8 protein-coding genes are annotated in these 12218 nt (G+C 52.4%); all 8 read left to right on the top strand.

Features of this window, described 5'->3' with window-relative positions; translation table 11 throughout:
- Positions 1 to 150: 150 nt before the first annotated feature.
- The 8 genes from ABLU80_RS16815 (at position 151) to ABLU80_RS16780 (ending at position 12211) form a co-directional block, all read left to right on the top strand.
- On the top strand, positions 151 to 2268 hold the full coding sequence (locus tag ABLU80_RS16815) for a glycosyl hydrolase family 18 protein (RefSeq protein WP_063445898.1): 2118 nt from the start codon (positions 151 to 153) through the stop codon (positions 2266 to 2268).
- Between the two features lie 88 nt (positions 2269 to 2356).
- Entirely contained in the window at positions 2357 to 5428 is a 3072-nt protein-coding gene (locus tag ABLU80_RS16810) for a chitinase (RefSeq protein ID WP_348850227.1), read from the top strand.
- A 318-nt stretch (positions 5429 to 5746) separates the two neighbouring features.
- A complete protein-coding gene (locus ABLU80_RS16805) occupies positions 5747 to 6439 on the top strand; it encodes a winged helix-turn-helix transcriptional regulator (RefSeq protein ID WP_015704343.1) in 693 nt (230 codons plus the stop codon).
- A gap of 315 nt (positions 6440 to 6754) precedes the next feature.
- On the top strand, positions 6755 to 7297 hold the full coding sequence (locus tag ABLU80_RS16800; RefSeq protein ID WP_015704344.1) for a fimbrial protein BcfA: 543 nt from the start codon (positions 6755 to 6757) through the stop codon (positions 7295 to 7297).
- 38 nt (positions 7298 to 7335) lie between these two features.
- Positions 7336 to 8055 carry a fimbria/pilus periplasmic chaperone gene (locus ABLU80_RS16795; RefSeq protein ID WP_072206461.1) on the top strand — a complete coding sequence of 240 codons (720 nt, stop codon included), beginning with the start codon at positions 7336 to 7338 and terminating at the stop codon, positions 8053 to 8055.
- 7 nt (positions 8056 to 8062) lie between these two features.
- The gene (locus ABLU80_RS16790) at positions 8063 to 10666 is read left to right on the top strand and encodes a fimbrial biogenesis usher protein (protein WP_227513471.1); all 2604 of its coding nucleotides are present in this window, start codon (positions 8063 to 8065) and stop codon (positions 10664 to 10666) included.
- Positions 10667 to 11674 (top strand): fimbrial protein BcfD, encoded by a 1008-nt coding sequence (locus ABLU80_RS16785; RefSeq protein ID WP_032709853.1) that lies wholly within the window; start codon positions 10667 to 10669, stop codon positions 11672 to 11674. It begins immediately after the preceding gene.
- A complete protein-coding gene (locus ABLU80_RS16780) occupies positions 11675 to 12211 on the top strand; it encodes a fimbrial protein BcfE (protein ID WP_047080143.1) in 537 nt (178 codons plus the stop codon).
- Positions 12212 to 12218: the final 7 nt, after the last annotated feature.

Genomic DNA, 12218 nt, shown 5'->3' with positions numbered 1-12218 from the left:
TTGATGTTTCCTGAGTAGACATCATTAAAATAATTTTTTAGTGCTGATGAATTGCTGAGGTTTTGTGATTAGCTAATTTGGGGTGAGTAATGGATTATTGGTCTCGCAGAACGAACTGCGATAAATTTTAAACTTAAAAGGAAATTTAAAATGGCTACCAGCAAACTGATTAAAGGCGATACTCTTACCGAAACCAGCAACGCCGCTGATGGTTTTAACCCAGCAACTGAAGTTAGCAACTATAGCTATACATCAGCTCGTGTCGCAAAGCCGGTCTATAACAAATATAAAGCAGCAACCACTAAGCCGAAGGTATTTGGCTATTATACCGACTGGTCTCAGTATGATGGTCGCCTGCAAGGGGACGATTCTAAAGATAACCGCGGTCGCGGCTACGACCTGACCAATATCTCACCGACTGCTTACGATAAAATTATTTTCGGCTTCGTTGGCGTGACCGGTTTCCATAAAAATGATGGCCAATATCGTGACGTCGTGGCTGAAGGCGCGGAACAGTGCGGTAAAGTTAAGTACGAACCGACTTTCCTTGATCCATGGGGTGATTTCCAGTCTTACGTCAACGTTGGACATAGCGTTAGCGGCTGGGATGTTGATCCGAAGACCGTGACTCAAGAAAATTGTAAAGGTCTGCTTGGCGGTCTGCGCGATCTGCAGGCGAAAGCCAAACAGCAGGGCCATAACCTGGTGCTGTCCATGAGCATCGGCGGCTGGACCATGAGTAACGGCTTCCATGAAACTGCAGCGTCTGATTCCGCACGTAAAACCTTTGCTAAAGGCGTGGTGAAACTGTTCAAACAGTTCCCGATGTTCAGCGAAGTGGATATCGATTGGGAATACCCGAACGCCGAAGGCGCTGGCAACCCTTGCGGCCCGGAAGATGGTGAAAACTATGCGTTGCTTATTGGCGAACTGCGTAAGCAACTGGATTCCGCCAGCCTGAGCAATGTGAAAATCTCCATCGCCAGCTCCGCGGTCGTGAAGACCTTTGATTACTCCAACGTGAAAGCGCTGATTAAAGCAGGTCTGTATGGCATCAACCTGATGACCTATGACTTCTTCGGTACCCCGTGGGCGGAAAGCGTTGCCCATCACACCAACCTGAATGCGCTGGAAGAGGGCGGTTGGGGTGTCAACACTATCGTGGAGCATCTGCTGTCTGAAGGTTTCCCTGCTGAAAATATCAACATTGGTTATGCCGGCTATACCCGTAATGGCCGTAACGTTGAGCTGGAGTCGCTGTCTCCGCTGAAAGGCACCTATAACCCAGGTAACGGCGATACCACCGGTACTTTCGAATCCGGCACTAATGAATGGTATGACGTGATCTACAACTACCTGGATCTGGAAAACCAGAAAGGCCGTAACGGTTTCAACGTCTACACCGACCAGGTCGCTGATGCTGATTATCTGTATAACCCGGAATCCAAGCTGTTCATGTCTCTGGATACTCCACGTTCAGTAAAAGCGAAGGGCGAATATGCAGCAAGCCTGGGTCTGGGTGGTATGTTTACCTGGACTATCGATCAGGACAATGGCGTGTTGCTGAACGCGGCTCGTGAAGGTCTGGGTTATGAAATTGAATCTGAAGTCATCGATATGGAACCGTTCTACTTCGAAGGCATCAACGTAGAAAAAGATGAATCTGAAGAAGACGATAAGGCAACTGATGTCAATCATGCGCCAAAAGCCGCTATCGAGCTGCTGGTTGTCGGCGGTTCTACCGTCCAGCTGTCAGGCGCGAATTCTTCTGATGAAGATGATGATGAACTGAGCTACAGCTGGGGCGTACCGTCTGAAATTACCGTCGCGGATAAAACTGCGGAAGTGATTGAGTTTGTGGTGCCTGAAGTGAGCGCGAAAACGGCCTTCCAGTTCACTCTGTTTGTGCGTGACTGCTACAACGAACCTTCCACTCAGCAACGTTTTGTGCTGACGGCGGTGCCAGCATTAGCATCTCAGGGCGAACCTGAACCGGCTGATGAAGAAGAAGATGAAACCGACATTATTCCGGTTCCAGACGAAGATACTACACCGGCTGAAGATGACGCCTCTACCGATGATGCGGCAGACCAGGATGCGCCACACGCGCTGTGGGATGCTAACACCGTATACGGCGCAAGCTGGGGTACCTTCGAAACCGTGAGCTGGAAAGGTCACAACTACCAGGTGAAATGGTGGTCCCAGGGCGACCAGCCTGACCTGAACTGCGGTCAGAGCGGCGCATGGACTGACTTAGGCGCTTACTAATACTTCTGCGCTAAACGAGGTATGGGCTCCATGACAAAGCCCCGGTTTTCCGGGGCTTTTTTCCACCAGGGAATGAGGAATCGCGTTGATGACCATTGCAATTAAAAATAGCCAGATTGATGTGAATAGCTGGTACCAGAAAGTCACTTTAACCTTCACAAACGAAAGTAACCGCCCGCTAGATCTGAACCTGGCGACAATTAGCTTTACCGCCTCCGGGCATCCGGATCCGTGGGGCAATACGGGAGGCACGCTAAAAGGAGATCGTTCGTTAACTTTGCGTGACACCGCCCAGGGAACCCTGGAATTCAATGAAATCATCATTAACAACAGTAGTGAACTGCTGCTGCAGGCAGGGGAAAGCGGTACCCTGTTTTTTAGCCTGGCTGCCACCCAGGTACCGGTAAAAATGTCCACCTTTACGTTAACTCTGGCTGACGATACCGCTGATGAAGTTGAGCCAGAACCTGAAGTACCAGCGGATGACACCGCTGATGAGGTTGAACCAGAACCTGAAGTACCGGCGGATGACACCGCTGATGAGGTTGAACCAGAACCTGAAGTACCGGCGGATGATACCGCTGATGATATTGAGCCAGAACCTGAAGCGCCCATCGATGATGAGATTACCGGCGCGGGACTGACCCTGGTATCTGGGGAGGTGAAAGCGTCCAGCTGGTACCAACGTATTGCCCTGACGCTGACGAATCACTATTCGCAGTCCGTCGATATTAATCAGTTGAAATTAGGTTTCACCGCGACAGCGCATCCCGATCCGTACAGCCCATTTAGCGGCACCATGCTGGGGAATCAGGCGGTAACGCTGGCCAGCGATGGCGGTTGGCCGATTGAAAAAAATACCATCACAATCAATAACGACGGCGAGTATCTGTTGGCTTCCGGTAAATCGGCGGTGCTGGAGTTTTATCTTTCGGCCACGCAAACGCCCGTCGCGCTTAGCGATCTGACGGCGACGCTGGCCCATGATCCTGGACGCCAGGGGCAAATCATTGTGCAATTCCCGACGCAGGCGCAGAGCACCTCGCTGAAGCCGGAGATTGAGCTGCAGTATCCGGATGGCCGCCAGCAGCGCTTTGCCGGCGAATGGGGCGCTTCGCTAACCATTGGCGATCTGAGTGCAGGAAGTTACGGTATTACGGTACTGGAGTTGTGTAACGACGAGATGAGAATTTCACCCGTTGCCGAAAACTATACATTGATACTCTCGTCCGGTAACGCCGTTGAACGGTGCCCGATTGCTTATCAGCCAGCGGTGCTCTTTGCCGCGATCGAGCTGCTGCTTGCGGATGATGAACTGGAAGGCGCGGAAGTCGTCGTTGAGCTGTGGTCGGAAGCAGGTGTACGCGAACGTACCCTGACGCTGATGGCGAACCAACCGCAGCGCGTCACTCGGCTATTAGCAAATCATCAATATGCTATTTGCCTGCAGCCGACGACGATGAACAACCAGTTGCTGACAACGTCTGCGCAGCCTGCGACCTTCGTGCCGAAGGTAGGCACGACGGCTCAGGCAGACGTTGCGCTACAAAAAACGCCCGTTGCGAGCGACAACTTTGTTGAAGTCGCGGTGACGGTATTAGGCTTACCGCAGGGTACGGCAGCTCAACGCTATCGTTTCCGCTGCGGCAGCTACCAGTACAGTTTCGTGCTGGCAAGCGATACTCGTCAGCAGAAATTACCGCTGCGTTTATCTGCCGGGGAATATAGCGTGCAGGTCGCGGATGTGTATATCGCCGGTACGCCGTGGCGCTGTGATGTCAGCGCGCCGTTGCGTTTGCTGCAAAGCGTTAATAACGTCACGCTTGAGTTTATCCAGGGCGTTCCGTTGCAGGTAAAAGGTTGGCCGAATTATCTGGCGCACGGCGGCGTGACGGTGAATGCGGCGGAGACTGTCGATCTTTATCGCAATGTCCCGTTCAGCGCGCTGTTTAAATATGATGGTTTTGATGGTGGCGGCGATCCGATTCCGGCGGCGGAAGTGGACACTAACGGCGATGGCTTCCTTGATTATGCCTCGCTACCGATCCATAAAACCGTACCTTTGGTTCGCGAAATCGAAGCCGATGCCGGCCGCGCGGTGATGCCGGTGATGGTGGTCTATACCGCCAATGCTAGCGGCGGCAGCGCGGTATCGGACCTGCAGGACGAACAGCGTCTACGCAATCACTTTGGTAGCTTCATTACCCAGTGTCTGGCGGCGCAATCCTGGAAAGATGACCTGCATCCGGTTCCGGCAACCTTTGTCCTGAATCCAGACTTCCTTGGCGCCATGCAGCAGGAGCCTTATGGCTATACCGCGCTGCGTAAGGCCAATAGCGTACAGGTCAATGTCCAACTGGCGGCGGCGATTAATGCGCTTCCTTCGATGCCAGGGTTTAGCGCGCCGACGCTGCCGACTTTCAGCAACGATTTGTACGGCTACGTACAGGCGATTAACTATATCGTTCGCCAGTTCGCGCCGGACATCGCTTTCGGCTGGCAGACCAACGTTTGGGCGACGGGCACGGCAGATTGGCTGCTGCGCGTCAATGCCGCGCCGCGGGAACAAGGGGCGGCGATCGCTGACTTCATTAATGAACTGGGCGTGTACGGCGGCGACTATGCGCCAGACTTTATCGCATTTGATAAATTTGAACGCGACTGCTTCAGCCCGGATGCCTTAGCCCACTACGGCTGGAACGCTACCTGCTGGATGAACTATCTGGGCATGGTGAAGGAGACCGCCAGAGCATTGCAGAAACCGGCGATGTTGTGGCAGATCCCCGGCGGCCATATGCCGACGGTTGCGGAAGGGACCAGTAAAATCGCTGCGGCGCATTTTGCGTCAGGCGGTACTTTCTTCATGGGGGATTCGCGGATTGGCAGCGATATCGACACCATTACCCCGGCGCTGTTAAATACCGCGGTGAACAGCACGACCTATGGCGTCGCGACGGTGGGTGATTTTCTGCGCCGCGATGGCGGATACGATTGGAGCCAGATGCAGGCGTTAAATCTGCCGGATTATAACGTTTTTGCCGTGCTGTGGGGCGGCGGTTCGACCGTCAGTATCACCACTATTCATTCCAACGGTGAAGATGGCGGTTGGTTGGCGGAGAAAATGGTGGAGTACTACGCGGCGCCCCGCTACTTTAGTTAATTCCCTGTATTTCATGTAGCGTTAAGGCGGTGATTCAGTGGCGGTACTATACTGGATCGCTGCCTTTTCTCTTTCTTGTTATATCATAAGAAATAATTTCATTTGTTATAGTGTGTAATGTTAAAAATGATTAATAACATTTTGAGATCTTTGTTGGTTATTTGTTTGAGGATTATCTTATTTGATAAATGATTGATTATTTGTGCTTTCATCATACATTTATTCTATATTTAATATTTATTTATTATTAATTGCAGGCTAACTAATGTATGTATATCTTTATTTCTCATATGATTATGGATATTTAATGAAGATATAATGAAATTAAATGGTTTCGAAAATGATAATGAGAATGCCTTGCACTCATATATTTTCTCTCAGCAGGCTAAACCCCATGCAGCGATTGACGCCTTATTTTCAGCGCTCTTGCCCTTTGGTAAATCTTTCGTCGTGCAGTCGGGTGAAGAATTTTCACTATACACAGAGCAGAGCAGCCGCATTGTGTTGCTTGAGTCCGGTATCTTCTCAATTTGCCGCAGTGATCGAGGCTTGAACGTGCTATCGGTTTTCGCCCCGTCAATTGCTGGACTGATAGATAGCTACGGTGTGACATACGATGTTCCCACCCGCCCGGAGCATTTTTTGATTGCTGAAACAGAATGCCGTGGTCGTGCAGTCTCGTTAGCGGATTTTATTAAGGTGACGGATGAGTGCAATCTTTGGCACGACGTAGCTCGTTTTCTCGCTTATCGTCTGATGGTGATGAACGTTCGCGACCGGGAGCTGGTTGGCGTTGACTCTTATCTTAAGGTTCGTGCGTTATTAATCGAAATTGCCGCCTACAACGACGAATATCGCCAGAGCATTAATGTTCTGAACTTTATTCAACGTCGTACCGGAATATCGCGGAGTCGTACCATGAAGCTTCTTTCTGAATTGCGAAAGGGCGGATATATCAATATTGATGGTGGACGTCTGTTAGGGATTAAAAAACTGCCACTGGCTTACTAGTTGCTGTATCTAAATAACACCTATAACGATTTATTTACTGTAAAAACAGTCAGTTAATGGTGGTCCTATAAAAACAGTTTTTGTCGATTGCAACTCTCTGGCCAATTTATAATAATTAAATAACGGCAGAAATTAATTATCTATCGGCGCTTATAAATAAGCGCTGGTTTGCTATTCATTGAATATAGTATTTCTGTACGCTACAAACTTTAACGTTTTTGCGCCCGGTACCAGCAAGAGATCTCTGTGAAGAGGGCTCGGTACTAAAATTCGTTATTAATTCTATTTTCGACTTGTGTATTTAAAAGGTTATTTATGAAAAAACATCTTTTAGTGATGGTCATGACTGCCATGACGGCGGGCGGTATGAGCTGCGCGGCGAATGCGGATACCGCGACGGTCTCCGGTGGTACGGTGAATTTTACCGGACAGGTTGTGAATGCCGCATGCTCCGTTTCTGCTGACTCTATCGATCAAACCGTTACCCTGAGCCAGGTTCGCACCAGCAAACTGACGGCAGCCGGAATGGTAGCCAATCAGAAAGAAGATTTCTCAATCAAACTGGAAGATTGCGATACCACCGTCAGCCAGAATGCGGCGGTTATCTTTAATGGTCAGCAGGACAGTTCACTTGCCGGTTCGCTGGCGAATACCGCAGGCGCAGGCTCGGCGACTAATGTTGCGCTGCAGCTGTACGGCCCGGATGGACAGGTTCTGAACATCGGCGACACCTCTGGCACGATCACCCTGATTGATGGTGAAAACACCGTACCGCTGAGCGTTGATTATGTCGCAACCGGCGCGGCGACTGCAGGTAACGTCGCAGCGACCGCGACCTTCAGCATGGTCTATTCCTGATTGGTATCCGCATCTCCTCCGTTGTTGGCAGCGGAGGGATGCATTTCATCTCCTCCCTGGTTATCAAAAGAATGAGTACGCGAATTACCCCGATTTTATTTTTATTAGTACTGCTGGCGGCGCTGGGAATGACTCAGCTGGCCCATGCGGGTGGTATTGCGCTGGGTTCTACCCGGGTTATTTATCCGCAGGGTGATAAGCAGGTCTCTCTGCCGGTGATAAACTCTTCCAGCAATAATGTATTTTTAATTCAGTCGTGGGTGGCGAATGCCGATGGCGGCAGAAGCGCCGATTTTGTCGTTACCCCGCCGCTGTTCGTCATTCAGCCGGGGAAAGAAAATCTGCTGCGTATTATGTACGTTGGCCCCTCCCTGCCGACAGATCGCGAAAGCGTTTTTTATCTCAACAGTAAAGCCATTCCCTCGGTTAATAAAAGTAAACTGGCGGCGAATTCGCTGCAAATCGCCACGCAAAGCGTCATTAAACTGTTTATCCGCCCCAAACACTTACCGGTTGCCTCGGTAGATGCTCCGGCGATGTTGCGCTGCCAGCGTGCAGGCGACCGCCTGACGATCGCCAATCCATCACCCTATTATGTCTCGCTGGTTGATATTCATGTTGGCGGGCAGAAATTAGCCAATTCAATGGTGCCGCCGAAAAGCGAGATAACGTTGCACGGCGGAGCAGGGCAGGCGACCTTCCAGTCAATTAACGATTTCGGCGCCACCACGCCGCTGCAAACCTGTCTGAGTCATTGATATTGTGTTGAAACTCGATGTCTCCGCGTGCCAGTTGACGCTCGGTAGATTGCCGGCGCTTATCAGCCTGGCTCTGATCTCGGCAAGCGTATGCACGCTGCCGAGCTGCTGGGCCGAAAACTATTTTAACCCGGCCTTTTTATCTGACGATCCGTCGAAGATCGCCGACCTTTCCCACTTTGAAGGCAACGGTCAGGCGCCGGGGGTTTATCGGGTCGATGTCTACCTTAATGGCGCATTGTTGACGACCCGCGATATCGCTTTTCGCGTCAATAACCAGGCCACTGATGGCTCTGGACTTCGTGCTTGCCTGACGCCTGAGATGCTCAACGGCATGAACGTGAATATTAGCGCTTTCCCACAATTGGCGAAGGCCGCTACGGGCGACTGCGTCGATCTTGCGGCTACGATCCCTGCCGCCTCCACCGCTTTTGATTTTAGTCAGCAGCGGCTGAATATCAGCATTCCGCAGGCGGCGCTGAACAGCCGGGCGCGGGGCTATATTCCGCCGCAAAACTGGGATGAAGGTATTAATGCGTTGTTGCTCAACTATACGTTTACCGGTGCGAATAGCCGGGACCGTAGCGCTGGCGGTACCGATAGCGATAGCTACTTCCTCGGTCTCAATAGCGGAGTAAATCTTGGCGCCTGGCGTCTACGTGATTATTCGACATGGAACTACAACAGCGATAATCAGCAACAGAAAAGCGACTGGCAGCACATCAGCACCTACGTTGAACGCGATGTGGCGGCGCTGAAAGGCGAACTGACGGCGGGCGACAGCTACACCCCCTCAGGCGTTTTCGATAGCCTGCCGTTTCGCGGGCTACAGTTGGCGTCCGATGACAATATGCTGCCGGACAGCATGAAGGGCTTCGCGCCGACTATTCACGGCATCGCCAAAAGCAACGCCCAGGTGACGATTCGGCAGAATGGCTACACTATAGACCAGCGCTATGTACCGCCTGGCGCATTCACTATTGACGATCTCTATCCGACCTCCTCCAGTGGCGATCTCAACGTTGAGATCAAGGAGTCCGACGGTAGCATCTCCAGTTATAGCGTACCCTATGCCGCCGTACCGGTTCTGCAACGCGAGGGGCGGGTGAAATACGCCGCCACCGCGGCGACCTATCGCGGCGATAGTAGCCAGAAACGGGATGTGAGTTTCGGCCAGGCGACCCTGATGTGGGGGTTGCCGCACGGCGTTACGTTGTACGGCGGAACGCAGTTTTCATCCGATTACCGCGCGCTGGCGCTGGGAACAGGGGCCAACTTCGGCGACTGGGGGGCGATTTCCGTCGATCTTACCCAGGCTTACAGTACACTTGCAGATGAGAGCGAGCACCAGGGGCAATCGCTGCGCTTTTTATATGCCAAATCTTTAAATGACCTGGGCACCCATTTTCAACTGTTGGGATATCGCTACTCAACCTCTGGTTTTTATACCCTCGATGATACCGCGTGGAAACGGATGTCAGGCTATAACGGCCCGCAGGAGGAAGACAGCGATCGTGATGCTGGCGATGACTACAATCTGTATTACACCAAACGCGGCAAGGTACAGATCAACCTCTCTCAGCAGTTCGGCCATTTTGGCTCACTGTATGTCACCGGTAGCCAACAGAGCTATTGGCACACCGATGAAACCAATAAATTACTGCAAATCGGCTACAGCGACACGCTGGCTGGGATCTCGTGGAGCCTGTCATATAGCAGTAGCCGCGCGCCCGGCGAGGAGGAACGCGACCAGGCGCTGGCGCTCAATCTTTCGCTACCGCTCAGCCAGTGGCTTTCTCACGGCGACGATATTACCCAGCGTCGTCATAACGTTTATGCGACGTTTTCCACCAGTAGCGATGGACACGGCGGCGTGACGCAAAATAGCGGTATCAGCGGCACGTTGTTGGATCAAAACAACCTGAGCTATAGCGTCCAGCAGGGCTATCAGAATCAGGGGGTTGGCGCGAGCGGCTCCGCCAGCCTCGAATACGACGGGGCAAAGGGCAACCTGAATGTCGGCTACAACAACAGCAACCATGGTGATTATCGGCAACTGAACTATGGCCTCAGCGGCGGCATGGTTGCGCATGCTCATGGTCTGACCCTCAGCCAGCCGTTGGGCGACACCAATGTTCTTATCGCCGTGCCGGGGGCAGGGAATGTCAATATCGAAGATCAGCCGGGGATCCACACCGATGGCCGCGGCTACGCGGTGGTACCGTATGCCACTACTTACCGCCAGAATCGCATGGCGCTGGACGTCAACTCGCTAAAAGACGATGTCGATATCGATGATGCGGTGATCAATGTCGTTCCCACCCAAGGGGCGTTGGTGCTGGCCAACTTTACCGCCCGGATCGGCGAGCGCGCGCTATTGACGCTAAGCCATTACGGGAAACCGCTGCCGTTTGGCGCTACGGTATCCATTGCTGGCGCGGCGGAAGAAGGCATCGTTGGCGACGATGGCGAAGTGTATCTCTCAGGCCTTAGCCCGCAGGGCACGCTGAAAGCACAATGGGGGCCGCAGCCTGACCAACAATGTCTCACTCATTATCATCTCCCTGACGTTAGCCAGCCTTTGGTGCGTCAGCATCTGGAATGTCGCTAAATGAAGCCTGTCTCTTTTCTTGTTCTGTTAATGGGGCTGCTGCTGGCCCGCGGTAGTCTGGCGGCCGTTTGCCAGAACACCAATGGCTCGCCCGCGACGGTCGATTATGACCTGACGACGACGCTAACGGCGGCGCAAAATCAGGCCGGTACCACCACACAACTTAGTAAAAACCAGGATGTGAACGTGCAGGCGGTTTGTCCCGCCGGCTCTTCGGATTCGGGGCGGACGTATCGTTCGTATGTCGCTTCTTCATCGATAGTGGAAACCAACGGCGACTGGAAATATATGCAGCTGGATGGCGCCTATCTTGAAGGAGCAATGCGCATTGAAGATTCGGCGGCCGGGGAATTTTATCCACCAATGGATTATGTCTATATGGGCTATGACGCCAACGTTAACAACGGCTCGCCTTTTCCGGTACATGATTCGAATCTGGTATTCCAGCTTAAGGTTGTGAAGCCATTTATTGGCACGGTAAATATCGAGCCGAAGACCATGTTTAATGTCTATGTCACCACCACCGGGGACGACCCGCTGAGTACCGTGGTATATAGCATTGTCTACAGCGGCAGCGTGACCGTGCCGCAAAGCTGCGAAATTAACGCCGGGCAAACCATTCTTGTGGATTTTGGCTCGCTGTACAGCGGCGGTTTCAATCGCGCCGGGGAAAAACCAACGGGTGTCCGTAAGAAAAGATTCACCGTGCCGGTGAAGTGCAGCGGGGTGGATTCGCAGGTCAACTTAAGTCTGCGGTTGATAGCCACCGCCGATAGCCACTTAAGCCAGGCTATTGCCTCCGACAATCCTGATGTTGGCGTGGTGGTTGAGAGCAGCGACGGCGCGGTATTAACGCCAAATGACGCCAGCAGCGTCGAGCCTTTCACGACGGATGAAAACGGACACGCGACTATTTCCCTACAGGCGTATCCAGTCAGTACCACCGGCCAGACGCCGGCGGAGGGCGCCTTCACCGCGCTGGCTAACTTACGGGTGGATTTCGACTAAATGCGCCTGATTCGTTACTTCTTCTTATTGATCCTGCTATGCGGCAACGGTTGCTATGGCGACGATAGCGGTTACAACCTGGAATTCACCGGGACCATTGTCGCGCAAACCTGCGATGTCGAAATTTCCAGCCTCAGCCAGAGTATCGATTTAGGTCAGTTCTCAGTGGCAGATTTTCCCTCTACCGGTACGACGACGAAGTTCAAGCCGTTCAACATCAACCTGAAAAACTGCTCGCGCGGCATTACCGGCAGCAAAATCTGGTTTACCGGTACCGCCGACAGCGACAATCCGGCGCTGCTGGCGCTGAGCGACACCGGTATGGGTAGCGAAAAAATGCTGGCAAGCGGCGTTGGCGTGGAGATCCTGGATGAGGATCAGGATGCCGTTAGCATCAATAACACCAGTTCGGTGGTCTACCCGCTGAAAACGGGCCGCAACACCTTATCGTTCTATATCCGCTACAAATCTACCCGGCCAACCGTGACCTCCGGCAATGCGACGGCGGTGATGTATTTCGACCTGCAATATGAATAGGCGCGCG

The sequence above is a fragment of the Klebsiella sp. CN_Kp104 genome, from assembly GCF_040064515.1.
GTDB classification, from domain to species: domain Bacteria; phylum Pseudomonadota; class Gammaproteobacteria; order Enterobacterales; family Enterobacteriaceae; genus Klebsiella; species Klebsiella aerogenes.
Note: the sequence above shows the minus strand (reverse complement) of the source record. Positions and strands in the feature narration are given on the sequence as shown.

Coding starts and splice junctions, on each gene's coding strand:
- ABLU80_RS16795 (WP_072206461.1), top strand. CDS start 7,336: ATGCATTTCATCTCCTCCCTGGTTATCAAAAGAATGAGTACGCGAATT.
- ABLU80_RS16785 (WP_032709853.1), top strand. CDS start 10,667: ATGAAGCCTGTCTCTTTTCTTGTTCTGTTAATGGGGCTGCTGCTGGCC.
- ABLU80_RS16815 (WP_063445898.1), top strand. CDS start 151: ATGGCTACCAGCAAACTGATTAAAGGCGATACTCTTACCGAAACCAGC.
- ABLU80_RS16810 (WP_348850227.1), top strand. CDS start 2,357: ATGACCATTGCAATTAAAAATAGCCAGATTGATGTGAATAGCTGGTAC.
- ABLU80_RS16780 (WP_047080143.1), top strand. CDS start 11,675: ATGCGCCTGATTCGTTACTTCTTCTTATTGATCCTGCTATGCGGCAAC.
- ABLU80_RS16800 (WP_015704344.1), top strand. CDS start 6,755: ATGAAAAAACATCTTTTAGTGATGGTCATGACTGCCATGACGGCGGGC.
- ABLU80_RS16805 (WP_015704343.1), top strand. CDS start 5,747: ATGAAATTAAATGGTTTCGAAAATGATAATGAGAATGCCTTGCACTCA.